Annotated in this window: 12 protein-coding genes; all 12 read left to right on the plus strand. The window is 63.3% G+C overall.

Features of this window, described 5'->3' with window-relative positions; all coding sequences use genetic code 11:
• Positions 1-18 precede the first annotated feature (18 nt).
• The 12 genes from treZ (at position 19) to PspCFBP13528_RS17690 (ending at position 17,062) form a co-directional block, all read left to right on the plus strand.
• Positions 19-1,767: a malto-oligosyltrehalose trehalohydrolase gene (gene treZ, locus PspCFBP13528_RS17635; protein WP_137200975.1), complete on the plus strand. Its 1,749-nt coding sequence runs from the start codon at positions 19-21 to the stop codon at positions 1,765-1,767.
• Entirely contained in the window at positions 1,764-3,848 is a 2,085-nt protein-coding gene (malQ, locus tag PspCFBP13528_RS17640) for a 4-alpha-glucanotransferase (RefSeq protein WP_137200977.1), read from the plus strand. Before treZ ends, malQ begins: the two co-directional genes overlap by 4 nt.
• Positions 3,845-6,595, plus strand: a complete 2,751-nt coding sequence (locus PspCFBP13528_RS17645; RefSeq protein WP_137200979.1) for a malto-oligosyltrehalose synthase — start codon at positions 3,845-3,847, stop codon at positions 6,593-6,595. Before malQ ends, PspCFBP13528_RS17645 begins: the two co-directional genes overlap by 4 nt.
• A 21-nt stretch (positions 6,596-6,616) precedes the next feature.
• On the plus strand, positions 6,617-6,877 hold the full coding sequence (locus PspCFBP13528_RS17650) for a DUF2934 domain-containing protein (protein ID WP_101220905.1): 261 nt from the start codon (positions 6,617-6,619) through the stop codon (positions 6,875-6,877).
• Between the two features lie 129 nt (positions 6,878-7,006).
• Entirely contained in the window at positions 7,007-9,166 is a 2,160-nt protein-coding gene (glgX, locus tag PspCFBP13528_RS17655) for a glycogen debranching protein GlgX (RefSeq protein WP_065952611.1), read from the plus strand.
• 1 nt (position 9,167) lies between these two features.
• Positions 9,168-10,166, plus strand: a complete 999-nt coding sequence (locus PspCFBP13528_RS17660) for an acyl-CoA dehydrogenase family protein (RefSeq protein ID WP_101220904.1) — start codon at positions 9,168-9,170, stop codon at positions 10,164-10,166.
• Positions 10,163-10,921 (plus strand): PIG-L family deacetylase, encoded by a 759-nt coding sequence (locus PspCFBP13528_RS17665; protein WP_101220903.1) that lies wholly within the window; start codon positions 10,163-10,165, stop codon positions 10,919-10,921. The genes PspCFBP13528_RS17660 and PspCFBP13528_RS17665 overlap by 4 nt, the downstream gene beginning before the upstream one ends.
• Positions 10,918-11,517: an SAM-dependent methyltransferase gene (locus tag PspCFBP13528_RS17670; protein WP_137200981.1), complete on the plus strand. Its 600-nt coding sequence runs from the start codon at positions 10,918-10,920 to the stop codon at positions 11,515-11,517. The genes PspCFBP13528_RS17665 and PspCFBP13528_RS17670 overlap by 4 nt, the downstream gene beginning before the upstream one ends.
• Positions 11,514-12,173: a glycosyltransferase family A protein gene (locus PspCFBP13528_RS17675; protein WP_065952607.1), complete on the plus strand. Its 660-nt coding sequence runs from the start codon at positions 11,514-11,516 to the stop codon at positions 12,171-12,173. Before PspCFBP13528_RS17670 ends, PspCFBP13528_RS17675 begins: the two co-directional genes overlap by 4 nt.
• Positions 12,174-12,314: 141 nt before the next feature.
• A complete protein-coding gene (locus tag PspCFBP13528_RS17680; protein WP_065952606.1) occupies positions 12,315-13,115 on the plus strand; it encodes a PIG-L family deacetylase in 801 nt (266 codons plus the stop codon).
• Between the two features lie 123 nt (positions 13,116-13,238).
• Entirely contained in the window at positions 13,239-15,395 is a 2,157-nt protein-coding gene (locus PspCFBP13528_RS17685) for a TonB-dependent siderophore receptor (protein ID WP_137200983.1), read from the plus strand.
• 173 nt (positions 15,396-15,568) lie between these two features.
• Positions 15,569-17,062: a methyl-accepting chemotaxis protein gene (locus PspCFBP13528_RS17690; RefSeq protein ID WP_065952604.1), complete on the plus strand. Its 1,494-nt coding sequence runs from the start codon at positions 15,569-15,571 to the stop codon at positions 17,060-17,062.
• Positions 17,063-17,133 lie beyond the last annotated feature (71 nt).

Genomic DNA, 17,133 nt, shown 5'->3' on the forward strand with positions numbered 1-17,133 from the left:
CAAGAGAGGTCTTCATAGATGCCGTTACGGACTTTGGAAACCTGGCCCCACGGCGCACTGATGCTGGACGCGCAACACACGCGTTTCGCCTTGTGGGCGCCAGACGCGTTTTATGTCAGCGTTGAATTGCAAGAAGGAAAATCCATCGCCATGCTGCCCCAGGCAGATGGCTGGTTTGAAGTCGAAATAGCCTGCCCCGCCGGGACGCTCTATCGCTTCAATATCGACGGGGAACGCGAAGTTCCCGACCCCGCGTCCAGGGCCCAGGCCCTGGATGTGCACGGTTGGAGCCGCGTGGTCGACCCGCTCGCCTATCAATGGCGGCACACCCACTGGCAGGGGCGCCCCTGGCATGAGGCGGTGATCTACGAACTGCACGTCGGCGCGATGGGCGGTTACGCCGAAGTCGAGAAGCAGCTGCCGCGCCTGGCCGAGCTGGGCGTGACCGCCATCGAATTGATGCCCCTCGCGCAGTTCCCCGGTGAGCGCAACTGGGGCTACGACGGTGTACTGCCCTACGCCCCGCAAGCAACCTACGGCTCCCCCGAACAACTCAAGCACCTGATCGACAGCGCCCACGAGCACGGCCTGGCGGTGATTCTTGACGTGGTCTACAACCACTTCGGTCCCGATGGCAACTACCTGGGCCAGTACGCCAAGGGCTTTTTCCAGGAAGACGTGCACACACCCTGGGGCGCGGGGATTGATTTCGAACGCCGTGAAGTGCGGGATTTCTTCCTCGATAACGCCCTGATGTGGCTGCTGGAATACCGCTTCGACGGCCTGCGGCTGGACGCAGTGCACGCCATCGACAACCCCGGCTTCCTCCAGGAGCTGGCGCAGCGAGTACGCCAGCAAGTCGACACCGGGCGCCACGTATGGCTGATGCTGGAAAACGAGCTGAACCAGGCCGGCCTGCTCAAGCATGATTTCGACGCACAATGGAACGATGACTTCCACAACGTGCTGCACGTGCTGCTCACCGGCGAAACCGACGCCTACTACAGCGACTTCGCCGAGCAGCCCACGGCCAAATTGGCGCGCTGCCTGGGTGAAGGCTTTATCTATCAGGGCCAGACCACCCGCCACGGCCATGCACGCGGCGAACCGAGCGGCGAATTGCCTCCGACCGCGTTCGTGGCGTTTTTACAGAACCACGACCAGATCGGCAATCGGGCCCTGGGCGAACGCCTGCACCAGCTGTGCCCGCCCCAGGCGTTGAAGGCGGCGACCGCGCTGTTGCTGTTGTCGCCGATGATCCCGCTGATGTTCATGGGCGATGAGGTCAATGCTGGCGAGTCTTTCCTGTTCTTCACCGACCATCACGGGGAACTGGCAGAGGCTGTACGTGAAGGTCGACGCAACGAGTTTGCCGATTTCGCCGCGTTTCATGACCCTGAGCAGCGCGAACGCATCCCCGATCCCAACGCCTTGACGACCTTCCTGCAATCCAGGCCAACCCTGGTGGAAAACGAGCATGCCCAGCTCTATCGACATTTATTGAGCCTGCGCCATCAATACGTAGTGCCTCATCTGCCTGGCAGCGCGGCCCTCGGCGCGCAGGTGCTGGCTGACAGTGCCGTTAGCGCGCGCTGGCGCCTGGGCAATGGCAGCGTGTTGCAAATCGATCTGAACCTGAGCACCGAGCCCGTCGATCAGCCGGCTTCGCCCCACGTGATTTTTCAAACGCCTGCCGACCCTGCGGCGGCGCAGTTGCCGCCCTTCAGCGCACGCGTGTCCCTATTCCCTGCTGGAGAACAGTCTTGAGTGAAGCGAACCTGGAAATACTCGCCAGCCGCGCGGGCCTGGCCGTCGATTGGATCGATGCCAATGGTCGCCCACAACATGTGAAACCCGACGCCCTGCGCGCCGTGCTCAAGGGGCTGGGTCACCCGGCCGATACCGAGGCCGAAATCGAGGCCAGCCTGCAGTCGTTGGAACACGTACAGCAGGATAAGCATCTGCCCCCGCTGATCACCGTCGACAGCGGCGAAGGCCTGGACCTGGCGCGTTTCTTTGCCCCGGACACGCCGTGCCGCGTGCAGTTGGAAGATGGCGAAAGCCTGGAGCTGCGTCTGGATGGTGATGCCGTGCTGCCCGGCGTGATCGCCCTTGGCTACCATCAGGCGCATATCGACGGCCAGACGTTCACCCTCGCCGTCGCCCCCGCCCAGTGCTACAGCGTGGCCGAAGCGGTGCAAAATGACCCCGCCCGCGCCTGGGGCCTCAGCGCTCAGCTCTACTCGCTGCGCCGCCTCGGCGACGGGGGGTTCGGCGACACCCTGGCCCTGGAGCACCTGGCCCGTTCGGCCGCCGAACGCGGGGCCGACGCCGTGGCGATCAGCCCGATGCATGCGATGTTCAGCGCCGATGCCGAGCGCTACAGCCCCTACTCGCCTTCCAGCCGGCTGTTTCTCAACAGCTTGTATGCCTCGCCCGGGTGCATCCTGGGTGAACGTGAAGTGCGCAATGCCATCGAGGCCACAGGCCTGGCCGATGAACTGCACGACCTGGAACAGCTCACGCTGATCGACTGGCCCGCCGCCGCCAAAGCCAAGCAGCGCCTGCTGCGCGCCCTGTATGACGACTTCCGCCACGGCCACCACCCGCAACATGCCGATTTCCAGAGCTTCCGTCAGGCTGGCGGCGAAGCCCTGGAAAACCACTGCCGTTTCGAAGCGGTGCAGGCATTGCGCGCCGCCGCCGGGGAAGACCTCGACTGGCGTCACTGGCCGCAAGACTGGCGTACGCCGCAGAGCCCGGCGCTGGCGCAGTTTGCCGAGGAGCACCGTGATGAAATCGGCTATTTCGCTTTCACCCAGTGGTTGATCGCCCGCAGTTTGCAGCGCGCACAACAGGCCGCGCGTGGCAGCGGCATGGGTATCGGCCTGATCGCCGACCTGGCGGTGGGTGCGGACGGCGGTGGCAGCCAGGCATGGAGTCGCCAGGACGAATTGCTCGCCGACCTCACCGTCGGCGCGCCACCGGACATTCTCAACCGTGCAGGCCAGGGTTGGGGCATTTCCGCGTTTTCCCCCGAGGGGCTCAAACGCCACGGTTTCCGTGCCTTTATTGAAATGCTGCGGGCTAACTTCGCGCACGCGGGCGGCCTGCGAATCGACCATGTGATGGGCCTGCAACGCCTGTGGGTCATCCCCAACGGGGCTTCACCGCGCGAAGGCGCCTACCTGTATTACCCGGTGGACGACATGCTGCGGCTGTTGGCCCTCGAATCCCATCGTCACCAGGCCATTGTCCTCGGAGAGGACCTCGGCACCGTGCCCGACGGCCTGCGTGAAAAACTCAGCAGCCGGGCAATTCTGGGCATGCGTGTATTGCTGTTCGAGCAAAACCATGAAGGCCAGTTCAGGCCGATCCTCGACTGGCCCGACAACGCCCTGGCCACCACCAGCACTCACGACTTGCCGACGCTCAACGGCTGGTGGCACAGCCGTGACATCGAATGGAATATCGAACTGGGCCTGATCGACGCGCCGACCGTGGATCAATGGAGCGAACACCGTCTGCGCGAACGCCAGGCATTGCGCCAGGCCTTGAGCCAGGACCCGCAGAACTTTGTCGATGAGATCCGCAACGACACCGACCACATGATCGATGCCAGCGTGCGCTACCTCGGCCACACCCGTGCGCCGCTGGTGCTGCTGCCCCTGGAGGATGCCCTGGGCATGGAAGAACAACCCAACCTGCCCGGCACCACCGACACCCACCCCAACTGGCGCCGCCGCCTGCCCGGTGAAGCGTCCAGCCTGCTCGACAATGCCGGCGCCGCGCGCCGCCTCGAGCTGCTGGCCGTCGCGCGCAACCAAGCCTATGAGCGTGACCGATGAAAGCACTGCCCCTGCGCGCCACTCAGCGTCTGCAATTTCATAAAGGCTTCACCCTGGATGATGCGGTGCCGTTGGTGCCGTATTTCGCCCGACTGGGCATCAGTCACCTGTATGCCTCGCCCCTGCTCAAGGCGCGGGCTGGTTCGATGCATGGCTATGACGTGGTCGACCCCACCTGTGTCAACCCGGAACTGGGTGGTGAAGCGGCGTTGCAGCGCTTGGTTGCCGCGTTGCGCGAACACGACATGGGCCTGATCCTCGACATCGTCTCCAACCATATGGCCGTGGGCGGCGCCGACAACCCCTGGTGGCTGGACCTGCTGGAATGGGGACGCTTGAGCCCCTACAGCGAATTCTTCGACATTCAATGGCACTCACCCGACCCGCTGCTCAAGGGCCAACTGCTGATGCCGTTCCTGGGCAGCGATTACGGCGAAGCGTTACAGAGCGGCGGCCTGGTGCTGAAGTTCGAGGCGGCGCACGGCGCCTTTTACGTTGAGCACTACGAACATCGTTTCCCGATCTGTCCACGGGACTACGCACTGATCCTGGGCAACGACGAACCGCTCAAGCCGCTGGCCGAGCGCTTCGCCGCCCTGGCGTATCAGGACGACGCCTACGCCGAAGCCGGCTGGCTGAAACAGGCACTGGCCGAGCGGGCCGGCGAGGTATTGCCCGCCATCGAACAGCGCCTCGCCGCGTTCGACGGGCGCACGCCTGAGGGTTTCGCCCGCCTGCATCAGTTGCTGGAAGAACAGAGCTACCGCCTCGCCAGTTGGCGCACGGCGGCGGACGACATCAACTGGCGGCGCTTCTTCGACGTCAACGAACTGGGTGGCCTGCGCGTCGAGCGCACGGCGGTGTTCGAGGCCACTCACGGGAAGATTTTCGAGTTGATCAGCGCAGGCCTGATCGATGGCCTGCGCATCGACCATATCGACGGGCTGGCCGACCCGCGTGGTTACTGCCGCAAGCTGCGGCGCCGGGTGGATGCGCTGTCGCCGCAGCGGCATTTGCCGATCTTCGTGGAAAAAATCCTCGGTGAAGGCGAGACCCTGCGCGAAGACTGGCAAGTGGACGGCACTACCGGCTACGAATTCATGAACCAGCTGTCATTGATGCAGCATCACCCGGACGGTTTCGCGCCGCTCGCCGAGTTATGGTCGCGCCACAGCGAACGGCCGTCGGCGTTTATCGAAGAGGCGCGGCTGGCCCGCCAGCAAATCCTCAACGGTTCGTTGGGCGGCGATTTCGAGAGTGTGGCCCAGGCGCTGTTGCAAGTGGCCCGTGACGACGTAATGACCCGCGACCTGACCCTGGGCGCGATCCGCCGCGCGTTACAGGAACTGATCGTGCATTTTCCGGTGTACCGCACCTACATCAGCGCTCGCGGGCGCAGCGCGGCTGACGACAAGATCTTCCAGCAGGCCATGGAGGGCGCACGCAGCACCCTGAACGAGGGCGACTGGCCGGTACTCGATCACCTGGAACAATGGCTGGGTGGGCAACCGTGGCGCAATCGCCCGCTGGGCCGTGCGCGCAAGATGCTCAAGCATGCCTGCGTGCGCTTCCAGCAACTGACCTCACCTGCCGCAGCCAAGGCCGTGGAAGACACGGCGTTCTATCGTTCGGCGGTGTTGCTGTCGCGTAACGACGTGGGTTTCAGCACCGAGCAGTTCAACGCACCGTTGACCGATTTTCATGCAGTGAATCAGCAGCGTCTGAAGAGCTTCCCCCATAACTTGCTGGCCACCGCCACCCACGACCATAAACGTGGCGAAGACACCCGCGCGCGCCTGGCGGTGTTGAGCGAATGCGCGCCCTGGTATGCCGAGCAGGTCGAACACTGGCGCAGCCTGGCCGCGCCGTTGCGCGAGACGCCAGACAGCCCCTCGGCGGGCGACGAGCTGATCCTTTATCAAGTGCTGCTCGGCAGTTGGCCGCTGGAGCCGAACCCTGACCTTGAGGCCTATCAGCAACGCCTCTGGCAGTGGCAACAGAAAGCGCTGCGCGAAGCCAAGCTGCAAAGCAGCTGGAGCGCGCCGAACGAGGCATACGAGCGCGGCGTCGAGACCTTTGTGCAGCGTGTATTGCTCAGTGAAACCGGCAAGCCGTTGCGCGACGCTCTTGCCGGCGCAGCCCAGGCCATCGCTCCCGCCGGCGCCTTGAACGGGCTGGCGCAGACCTTGCTTCATCTGAGCGTGCCGGGTGTGCCGGACGTGTACCAGGGCGATGAGTACTGGGACTTCAGCCTGGTCGACCCGGACAACCGGCGCCCGGTGGATTTCCAGGCGCGGCAACGTGCCCTGGAAAACCCGGCGGACATCGGTGAACTGCTGTCCAGCTGGCGCGACGGGCGTATCAAGCAGGCGGTGATCGGGCAAGTACTCGCCTTGCGCAAGGCTAACGTCGAGCTGTTCAGCGACGGCGCCTACACCGCTCTGGAGGTGGTTGGCCCACTGGCCGATCATGTCGTTGCGTTCTGCCGCGAACTTCACGGCAAACACGTGTTGGTGGTGGTGCCTCGCTGGCCCCGGCGCCTGCTCGAAAATGCGCTGCTGCCCCTGATTCCTGCCCAGGTTTGGGGCGATACGCGGGTGAAATTACCGTTCGCCGCCACAACTCAAAACTGGAAGGGACTTTTTCAGACAAGCGCAGTCACACCAGACAAGGAGCTGTTGATCAGCGCTGCCCTGGGGGATTTCCCGGTCAATGTCTTTATCAATGCCGATATTCAAGAAAGCTGAACATTTTCTGAGGAGTGTGTGATGAGTAATGAAGACAAACGCATCCGCGAACTGGCACACCAGATCTGGGAGTCCGAAGGCAAGCCCCACGGTGAAGATGCGCGTCACTGGGAAATGGCACGCAAGCTGGCCGAAGCCGAGGCATTGACGCCAAGCAAGCCCAAGCCGGCCGCCAAGCCCAAGACCGCGCCCAAGCCTGCGGCCAAAGCCAAGCCGGCGGCGCCCGCCGCTGCCAAACCTGCGCCGAAGAAGCCCGCGGCACCAAAGAAACCCAAGCCCTAAGCTCATCGATCGCCACGCCTCCTGACCGCATTGCCGTCAGGGGGCTCTCAACTGTCTACGTCATACGCTGAATAACTGTCAGTACGGCCGCGTTCGGCCCGAAAAAAGAATCCTTGCAGGAGCAACACCATGAGCAAACCCGATAAAGCCTCAACCACGCCGGACCATGAGCCGTCGCGGATTCGTGAAGGTTTGCCCTTCCCCCTCGGCGCCACCTGGGACGGCCTGGGCGTCAACTTTGCGCTGTTTTCAGCCAACGCCACCAAGGTCGAGCTGTGTCTGTTCGACGATGCCGGCGAAGTGGAACTGGAGCGCATCGAGCTGCCCGAGTACACCGATGAAATCTTCCACGGCTACCTGCCCGACGCCCATCCCGGGCTGATTTACGGCTACCGTGTGTATGGCCCTTACGACCCGGAAAACGGCCATCGCTTCAACCACAACAAATTGCTGATCGACCCCTACGCCAAGCAACTGGTGGGCGAACTCAAATGGTCTGAAGCGCTGTTTGGCTACACCATCGGCCACCCCGACGACGACCTCAGCTTCGACGAGCGCGACAGCGCGCCGTTCGTGCCCAAGTGCAAGGTCATCGACCCGGCGCACACCTGGGGCAATGACCAGCCGGTGCGCGTGCCATGGGACCGCACGATCATCTATGAAACCCACCTGCGCGGCATCAGCATGCGTCATCCTTCGGTCGGCGAATCCGTACGCGGCACCTGCGCCGGGCTGATGGAAGACGACGTGCTCAAGCATATCCGTCAGTTGGGGGTGTCTTCGGTCGAGCTGTTGCCCGTCCATGCCTTCGTCAACGACCAGCATCTGCTGGAAAAAGGCATGACCAACTACTGGGGCTACAACAGCATTGCGTTTTTTGCGCCCGACCCGCGCTACCTGGCCAGCGGCAAGATCGCCGAGTTCAAGGAGATGGTCGCGCACCTGCATGAGCAGAAGCTCGAGGTGATCCTCGACGTGGTCTACAACCACACCGCCGAAGGCAACGAGCGCGGCCCTACCCTGTCCATGCGCGGCATCGACAACGCCTCGTACTACCGCCTGATGCCCGACGAAAAGCGCTTCTACATCAATGATTCCGGCACGGGCAACACCCTGGACCTGAGTCACCCGTGCGTACTGCAGATGGTCACCGACTCCCTGCGTTACTGGGCGACCGAGATGCACGTTGATGGTTTCCGCTTTGACCTGGCGACCATCCTCGGACGCTATCGCGACGGCTTTGACGAACGTCACAGCTTCCTCGTGGCGTGCCGCCAGGACCCTATCCTGCGTCAGCTCAAACTCATCGCCGAACCCTGGGACTGCGGACCGGGCGGCTATCAGGTGGGCAATTTCCCACCGGGCTGGGCGGAATGGAACGACCGTTTCCGCGACACCGTGCGCGCCTTCTGGAAAGGCGATGACGGCCAGTTGGCGGACTTCGCCGGGCGCATGACCGCCTCGGGCGAAATGTTCAACCACCGTGGGCGCCGACCTTACAGCTCGGTGAACTTCATCACCGCCCATGACGGGTTCACCCTGCATGACCTGGTGTCCTACAACGACAAGCACAACGAAGCCAACGACGAGAACAACCAGGACGGCAGCAATAACAACCTGTCGTGGAACCATGGTGTCGAAGGCCCTACCGAAGATCCGGAAATCAACGCGTTGCGTCTGCGCCAGATGCGCAACTTCTTCGCCACCCTGCTGCTGGCCCAAGGCACGCCGATGATCGTGGCCGGCGATGAATTCGCCCGCACCCAGCATGGCAACAACAATGCTTATTGCCAGGACAGTGAGATCGGTTGGGTCAACTGGGAACTGGACGACGACGGCAAGGCGCTGCTCAAGTTCGTCAAGCGCCTGATCAAGTTGCGCCTGGCGTACCCGATCCTGCGCCGTGGGCGCTTCCTGGTCGGCGACTATAACGAAGATATCGGCGTAAAAGACGTCACCTGGCTGGCCCCGGATGGCAATGAAATGACCACCGAGCAGTGGGAAGACAGCCATGGTCGTTGCCTGGGCATGCTGATGGATGGTCGCGCCCAGGAGACCGGGATTCGACGTGCCGGCGCCGACGCGACGTTGCTGCTGGTGGTCAACGCCCATCACGACATGGTCAATTTCCGCCTGCCACCGGTGCCCCAGGGCGAGTACTGGAATTGCCTGCTCGATACCAATGACCCGGCAGTCCGTGGCCAGGAGCGTTTTGAGTTTGAGCACGAGTACGCTGCAACCGGCCGCTCGCTGCTTCTGTTTGAGCTGCATCACGACGACGAGGTGTGAAATGGCGTTGCACGGATTCCTTTCCGGCTACCGGGGCTATGCGAATACGCAAGCCCTGGGTAATGCCTTAAGGGACCTTCAGGAAGAAGGCCTGGACCAACTGCCCTTGCCCGGCAGCGGCCAGACGCTGGAGCGCTACAGCGGGCTGGCGCAGGTCGCCGGACATGACCTGCGCTTGTGCAAGCTGTTCGAGGGCCACACCGACGCCCTGGCGATCATTGCCGAGCTCGACAGCCCGCTGCCGCCGTTGGGCAGCATCTGGGGGATGTGGGCCGCCGAGCCGCCGAGCGCCAGGGCGCGCGTGCGGCGCGATGGCCAACGGCTGATTGTCGACGGGCGTAAAGCCTGGTGCTCAGGGGCCTCCGTTGTCTCGCACGGGTTGTTGACCGCGTGGGATGAAGAAGATCGCCAGCAACTGGTTGCCGTGGCGATGGACCAGCCCGGCGTCACGGTGACGGATGAAGGCTGGGATGCGGTAGGCATGGCGGCTACTGGCAGTGTCGAGATCGTCTTCGATGAGGCCCCGGGGCTTGCGGTTGGCGGGCCAGGCGACTACCTGGCCCGCCCGGGCTTCTGGCACGGCGGCATCGGCATTGCGGCGTGCTGGTATGGCGCGGCGCAGCGCCTGGCCGAAGTGTTGCGCGAGCAGTGCGGCAAGCACCCTGAGCCCCATGCCCTGGCCCACCTCGGCGCGGTGGACAGCGCACTCAACAGCGCGGCCTGCGTGCTGCGCGCCAGTGCCGAGCAGGTCGACCAGGCACCGACCGCCGATGCCCGGCTACTGGCCCAGCAGGTGCGCGCGTGCGTCGAGGAAACCGTCGAGCAGGTGATCCATCATGTCGGGCGTGCCGTCGGTGCGGGGCCTTACTGCAAGGACCCGCACTTCGCCCAATTGATGGCGGACTTGCCGGTGTATGTGCGTCAAAGTCACGCCGAACGCGACCTGGCCGCCCTGGGCGAACAGGTCGCCGGCGAACCGTCAGGGAGGTGGCAGTTATGAAACCCAACCCGATTGTCGGCCAGGGTACGTCACTGCATTACTGGCAAACTTCGTCGCGCCTGGCTGAATTGCCGCATATCAGCGTTGAACAACTGGTGCCCGAGGGGCGGCGCGCAGTCATCATTGCGCCGCATCCGGACGATGAAGTGCTCGGCTGCGGCGGTTTGCTGCAAGGTCTGGCCGAACTGGGCCGGCCCATTCAACTGATCTCGGTCACCGACGGCAGCGCCAGCCATCCGGGCTCCAAACGGTGGCCGGTGCAACGTCTGAGCGTGGTACGGCCCCAGGAATCGGCCCAGGCGTTGCACCGCCTGGGCTTGCCGCTGCACAGTTTGAAGTGGCTGCGCGCCGGGTTTACCGACAGTAAAGTTGCCGAGCGTGAAGAAGAGCTCGCCGCTTTCATCCAGCGCTACCTCAAGCCCGACGATGTGGTGTTCGCCACCTGGCGTGAAGACGGGCATTGCGACCATGAGGCCGTCGGCCGCGCCAGCGCGAAAGCCGCCCAGGCAGTGGGCGCTACGTTGTACGAACTGCCTGTGTGGACCTGGCACTGGGCGACCGCTGAAGATGGCATGGTGCCTTGGGACCGTGCGCGCAAGATCCCTTTGACGCCCGAAAGGGTGGCGCGCAAACGCCATGCCATCCACGCCTTCGCCAGCCAGCTGGAGGGCGACCCGCAGGCCGGTCTGCCGCCTGTATTGGCGCCCTATATAGTGGAGCGTTTGCTGCAACCTTTTGAAGTGGTGTTCGTGTGAGCGTGACGACCCCTTATTTCGACCGGATGTTCGCCGGCAACGACGACCCGTGGGCGTTTCGTCAACGCTGGTACGAGCAACGCAAACGCGCATTGACCCTGGCCATCCTGACCCGGGCGCGCTACACCTCGGTGTTCGAACCCGGCTGCGCCAATGGCGAGTTGAGCGCCGAGCTGGCGGCGCGTTGTGATCGCTTGCTGTGCTGCGATACGGCGAGCGCTGCGGTGGCGCTGGCCAGCAAGCGGCTGGCCGGGTTTTCCAACGTGCAGATAGAGCAGCGCTGTTTGCCCGAACAGTGGCCATCGGGGCAATTCGAGCTCATCGTATTGAGCGAATTCTGTTACTACCTGGACGCCGCTGATCTTGAGCGCCTGGCCGAGCGCTGCCTCGCCGCCCTAGCGCAGGGCGGCCAACTACTGGCCTGCCATTGGCGACCGCCCATCGAAGGGTGCCCGCAGACCGCCGAACAGGTGCACGCGCTGCTTGAGCAACGACTGGGGCTGCACGCGGTGGTACGCCACCATGAAGACGATTTCCTGCTCGACCTGTGGGGCCGAGATGGCACCTCGGTGGCACGTCTTGAGGGCCTGCGATGATCGGCATCCTGATTCCGGTGCATAACGAAGAAGCGTTATTGGGCGAATGCCTGAACGCTGCGTCAATCGCCGCCAACCATCCGGGATTGCAGGGTGAAGCGGTGCACATCCTGGTCGTCCTCGACAGTTGCAGCGACGCCAGTGCGACGATTGCCCAAGCGCACGGGGTGCACAGCCTGCCGGTGCAGGCACGTAATGTCGGGCATGCCCGCGGTGCGGGGGCGCGGCATCTGCTGAATCAGGGCGCGCGCTGGATCGCTTGTACGGACGCCGACAGCCGCGTTGCCCCGGACTGGCTGGTGGCGCAATTGGCGCTGGGCTGCGACGCCGTATGTGGCACCGTGACCGTAGACGCCTGGAGCGAGGGCTTCGACGCGGCGGCGCAGATGCGCTATCACCAGGCTTACGAAGCCCGCGACGGGCATCGGCATGTCCACGGCGCCAACTTGGGCGTCAGCGCCAGCGCGTATTTACAGGCGGGTGGCTTTGAACCAGTGGCCTGCCATGAGGATGTGCAATTGGTGCGCAATCTGGAGCGTTGCGGCGCGTCCATCGCCTGGAGCCATTCGCCCCAGGTGATCACCAGCGCGCGCCTGGATTGCCGCGCCCAGGGTGGTTTTGGTGACTACTTGAAGGGCCTGCTGCAGGTTTCGTAAAAATACGACGCTGCGCCCATTCGTCCTTGTCTATGCTCATAACGTCTCGCACAGCGCTCCAGGATCGGAGCGCCGCGCACTCACCGCAGCCGGAGCGTGGGGTGAGCACAAGAGCGTCAACCGACAAGGATGTAATTCCCCATGAGAACTGCCTCGTTAAGCGAGGGCCGTCGCGGCCCCGCGCAAATCTGGAACAGCGCGCCACAGTTGGCGCAGATCCCCGTCATCAGTTTGTCCAGCCTCATACCGCCGGGTGCTCGCGTGGTGGTGATCGCGCCGCACCCGGGCGATGAAGTGCTCATCTGCGGGGGCCTGCTGCAAATGCTCAGCACGCGCCAACACCCCTTGAAACTGATCTCCGTCACCGATGGCAGCGCCAGCCACCCCGGCTCGCGGGTCTGGTCGGCCGGTCGCTTGAGTGTGATTCGCCCCCAGGAAAGCGCCGAGGCCCTGCGCCGCCTGGGTATGCCGTTGCACAGCCTGAAATGGATTCGTGGCGGGTTTTGCGACAACGCCCTGGCCAACCACGGGCAACGGATAAGCCAGTTCATCGCCCGATACCTGACGCCAGGTGATGTGGTGTTTACCACGTGGCGCCATGACGGCAACGATGATCACGAAGCCGTCGGCCGTGCCAGCGCCGAGGCATGCAATCGGGTGGGCGCGCAATTGTATGAACTGCCAATGTGGGCCTGGCACTGGCCCGCACGCGAAGGCTCGGTGATGCCGTGGCAGCGTGCGCGCAAGTTGTGCCTGGACACTTGGAGCGTCGCGCACAAACTCCACGCCTTGCATGCCTATGCCAGCCAGCTCACGGGGGACCCCGCGATCGGCCTGGCGCCGATGCTCGCCCAGGTGTTGCTGGAGCGCATGCGTGAGCCTTACGAAATCGTATTCATCCAGGCACAGGCAGCAAAACGCACTGGCCCTCCCCACGTGTGAAAAATTCGTTAACTGATTCATTCATTGGGCTTTTTCCCACAGACCTGATCTGCCACACTGCCGCGAATAATTATCAACAGCCTTATTATTCGCCACGGACGGCATTCCGGGAGAGTTACATTCATGTCTGTGCACCACCACGGCGATAAAGGGTTTTCACCCAGCTTGATAGCGATGGCCATCTGTCTGACCACCTCCCACGCGGCCTTCGCCGCCGACGTCGCCACTCAGCCCGCCACCATAGAACTGGGCGCCACAGAGGTTTCCGGCCAACAGCTTGGCGAAACCACCGAAGGCAGCCAGTCGTACACCACCGGTTCGATGAGCACCGCGACCAAGCTGCCGCTGACCCTGCGCGAAACGCCGCAGGCCGTCACCGTGATTACCCGTCAGCGCATGGATGACCAGGCGATGACCAGCATCAACGATGTGGTCAATGCCACGCCGGGATTGTTCCTCAACTACTCCAACGGCCCCGGCCGGCAGGCCTACACTGCGCGCGGTTTCAACGTCGACAACCTCATGTACGACGGCATTCCCAGTGGCTATAACGGCGTCGACGTAGGGGCTCAACCGAACCTGGCAATGTTCGATCGCGTCGAGGTGGTACGCGGCGCTACCGGGCTGGTCACCGGCGCCGGCAACCCATCAGCGGCCATCAACCTGATTCGCAAGCGGCCCCTGGACGAGCAGAAAGTCACCCTGACCGGTGCCGCCGGCAGTTGGGACGACTACCGTGGCGAACTCGACGCCTCCAGCCCCCTCAATGACAGCGGCACCTGGCGCGGCCGAGTGGTCACCTCCTACCGCGACGCCAACAGTTTCATCGACAAGGCCGAGCAGGATCATGGTCTGTTCTATGCCGTGACCGAAGCCGACCTGAGCGAGGACACGAGCCTGACCCTCGGCTACTCCAACCAGAAAGACAAGACCAACTACTTCTGGGGCTCGTCGATGGTCGGCCTGGACGGCCATCACCTTGGCCTGTCGCGTTCCTACAATCCCGGCACCGACTGGGAGAACAAGGACCAGGAGATCAACACGGTTTTCGTCGAATTGCGCCAGCAACTGGCCAACGACTGGAAACTGCAGGTCAATGCCAATTACGCCGAACAAAACGCGCTGTTCTCCGGCTCCTACCAGTCGCGCTGGGTCGAAAATACCTTGGCGCGCACGGTGTACCAGGCCGCCTTCGATGAGAACCAGGCCGGGCTCGACGCCTTTGCCAGCGGCCCGTTCCAGGCGTTCGGGCGCACCCATGAGCTGGTGGTGGGCGCCAGCAAACGCATCTACGACATGACCACCCACGGTTACAGCCCGTACCGTCTGGATTGGCCGATCAATGCCGGCAAGCCGAACTTCACCCGCACCACCAACCAGCGTGACGTCACCACCCAGGACGGTGTCTACGTCACCACACGCCTGAGCCTGGCCGACCCGCTCAAGCTGATCCTCGGCGGGCGCCTGGACTGGTACGACTATGACAACCGCGATGGCGACGGCGACTATAAGGTCACCCGCAACCTCACCCGCTACGCAGGCCTGATCTACGAGCTGGACGACCAGCACTCGGTGTATGCCAGCTACAGCGACATCTTCACGCCGCAAAAAGAAAAGAGCACCGGCGCGACGCCGCTCAAGCCCATCGTCGGCAAAAACTATGAAGTGGGCATCAAGGGCGAATACCTGGGCGGCGCACTGAATGCAAGCGTGGCGCTGTTCCGTGTCGACCAGGAAAACCGTGCCGTGCAGATCGTTGTGCCGGACTGCCCGCAGGCGGCCTGCTATCAAGCCTCGGGGGAGATCCGCAGTCAGGGCATCGACTTCGAACTGCAGGGCGCCTTGACCGATAACTGGCAGGTCGGCGGTGGCTACACCTACGCGCGCACCCACACTATCAGGGACGACGCCAATCCGCAGAAGGTCAACAAGCAGTTCGATACCGACACCCCGGAACACTTGTTCAAGGTCACCACCCGCTACAACTTCCAGGGCCCGCTGGAGAAACTCCGGGTGGGCGGCAACGTCTCCTGGCAGAGCCGTATGTACAACGACATCCAGCTGGCGGACGGCAGCACCTATCGGCTCAAGCAAGGCGGCTACGCCGTCACCGACCTGATGGCCGGGTACCGGGTCAACCAGCACCTGGATCTGCAGCTCAACGCCAACAATATCTTTGATCGGCACTACTACCAGTCCATCTCCGAGGACGTCAGCTACGGCGGCGACTCCTACGGCAGCCCGCGCAACATGATGCTGACGGCCAAGTACAGCTTCTGATCGTCATTGCAACCTCGGCTGCCCGCCCGGGCAGCCGTTCTTAAAGTCTCCCTGCGACGTGCCGATAACCGATTTGCCGGATCTTATCGCCGCACCTGCCTGGCTCTTTACCGGCTCCGCGCGTGGCACGCCGCGTGCTTGATTCCTGGCTAAATCACATGGAGTAAACGCCAATGCCCCTCCGCACACGCTTTCTGGAGCACTACCGCAAGGCCGACCGCATCATGCTGGCGTTGATCTGGCTGATGTTCCTGTTCTCCCTCGGCCTGGGGTTCTGGCATGACACCTTCACCCAGGCGGTGATCGTCGGTGGCGGCACCGGCGTGGTGCTGACCGCGCTGTATCGCGCCATTGGCGGCACCCGTGCGATGCGCTGCGCACTCGGTGCCGGCCTGATGGTGATGGCCGCCTTGCACATCAACCAGGCGCAGGGTGTCATCGAAGCGCACTTTGGTATCTTCGCGCTGCTCGCGGTATTGACGTTCTACCGTGACTGGCTGCCGATCCTGGTGGCGGCGCTGACCATCGCCGTGCATCACCTGGTGTTCCATGCCCTGCAGCATCAAGGCTGGCCGGTGTTTGTGATGGCGCATCATGGCGGCTGGACGATGATCTTCGTCCACGCCTTCTATGTGGTGATGGAAACCGTCGCCCTGCTCTACCTCGCCGTGCATAGCCACGCCGAAGCGGTCGAAAGTCAGGAAATGCTGGAAAAAATGCTCGCCGTCACCTCGCAGTTCACCGAAGACACGGCCAAGGGTGAAGACAAGGAGCATGTGTCCCTCGCCAAGCGCTTCGACCATTTCCTGCAGCAACTCACTCACCTGATCGACGGCGTCGCACGCGACTCCCATGGCCTGGGCCAACTCGGCCAGGAACTGGCCACGGCCAGCGGCACCCTGGAACAAGGCGCGCGGCATCAACTGGCGCAAATCAATGAAATGACCGGCTCGATGCAGCGCATGGAAGACGCCACGGGCCACATCACTGTGCACGTCGAACAGGCCGTGGAGCACGCCGGCCAAGCCAGCCAGCAGATTGAACGCGGTCAGCAAAGCGTGGGGCGCGCCCAGCATGAAATCACGCAACTGGCCTCGCGCATCAATGGCACGCAATCGACCGTGCAATCGCTGGCCGTGCAGGCGGAGCAAATCGGTTCGGTGCTGGAGGTGATCAGCAGCATCGCCAACCAGACCAACCTGCTTGCCCTCAATGCCGCCATCGAAGCCGCCCGCGCCGGCGAGCAAGGCCGTGGCTTTGCCGTGGTCGCCGACGAAGTGCGTAGCCTGGCCCAGCGCACCGCCCTCTCCACCCAGGAAATCAAGACCATCATCGAAGGCTTGCAGCAAGGCAGCCGCCAGGCCGTCGAAGCCATGCACGACAGCCGCCAGGGTGTGGAGCGTTGCGTGGAAGACAGCCAAGTGGCCGTCGATATGCTGCGCGCAGTGGGCGAAGACATTGCGCATATCGACCAACTCAATGGCCGCATCGTCACCACCACCCGCGAGCAAAGCTCGGCGAACCTGGAAATTGTCGAGCGCCTGCAATCGGTGCAGCACATCGCGCAAAACACCGCCGACGACGTGGAAACCCTGGCCCGCAGCAGCGAACGCCTGCCACCGATCGCCGTACGCCTGGATGCGCTGGGGCGCAGGTTTCATCCCTGATTCAAGGGTGTACGAACAGTCGTGGGTCGGCCGCAAGGTCGACCTCTTCATCGCTTGACCCACCGCCATCG

This window comes from Pseudomonas sp. CFBP13528 (assembly GCF_005233615.1).
GTDB lineage: Bacteria > Pseudomonadota > Gammaproteobacteria > Pseudomonadales > Pseudomonadaceae > Aquipseudomonas > Aquipseudomonas fluorescens_AM.

Bases quoted from the DNA above. Each gene is read 5' to 3' on its own strand.
- PspCFBP13528_RS17665 (WP_101220903.1), top strand. From the start codon at position 10,163: ATGAAACCCAACCCGATTGTCGGCCAGGGTACGTCACTGCATTACTGG.
- PspCFBP13528_RS17690 (WP_065952604.1), top strand. From the start codon at position 15,569: ATGCCCCTCCGCACACGCTTTCTGGAGCACTACCGCAAGGCCGACCGC.
- PspCFBP13528_RS17685 (WP_137200983.1), top strand. From the start codon at position 13,239: ATGTCTGTGCACCACCACGGCGATAAAGGGTTTTCACCCAGCTTGATA.
- PspCFBP13528_RS17645 (WP_137200979.1), top strand. From the start codon at position 3,845: ATGAAAGCACTGCCCCTGCGCGCCACTCAGCGTCTGCAATTTCATAAA.
- PspCFBP13528_RS17675 (WP_065952607.1), top strand. From the start codon at position 11,514: ATGATCGGCATCCTGATTCCGGTGCATAACGAAGAAGCGTTATTGGGC.
- PspCFBP13528_RS17660 (WP_101220904.1), top strand. From the start codon at position 9,168: ATGGCGTTGCACGGATTCCTTTCCGGCTACCGGGGCTATGCGAATACG.
- glgX (WP_065952611.1), top strand. From the start codon at position 7,007: ATGAGCAAACCCGATAAAGCCTCAACCACGCCGGACCATGAGCCGTCG.
- treZ (WP_137200975.1), top strand. From the start codon at position 19: ATGCCGTTACGGACTTTGGAAACCTGGCCCCACGGCGCACTGATGCTG.
- PspCFBP13528_RS17680 (WP_065952606.1), top strand. From the start codon at position 12,315: ATGAGAACTGCCTCGTTAAGCGAGGGCCGTCGCGGCCCCGCGCAAATC.
- PspCFBP13528_RS17650 (WP_101220905.1), top strand. From the start codon at position 6,617: ATGAGTAATGAAGACAAACGCATCCGCGAACTGGCACACCAGATCTGG.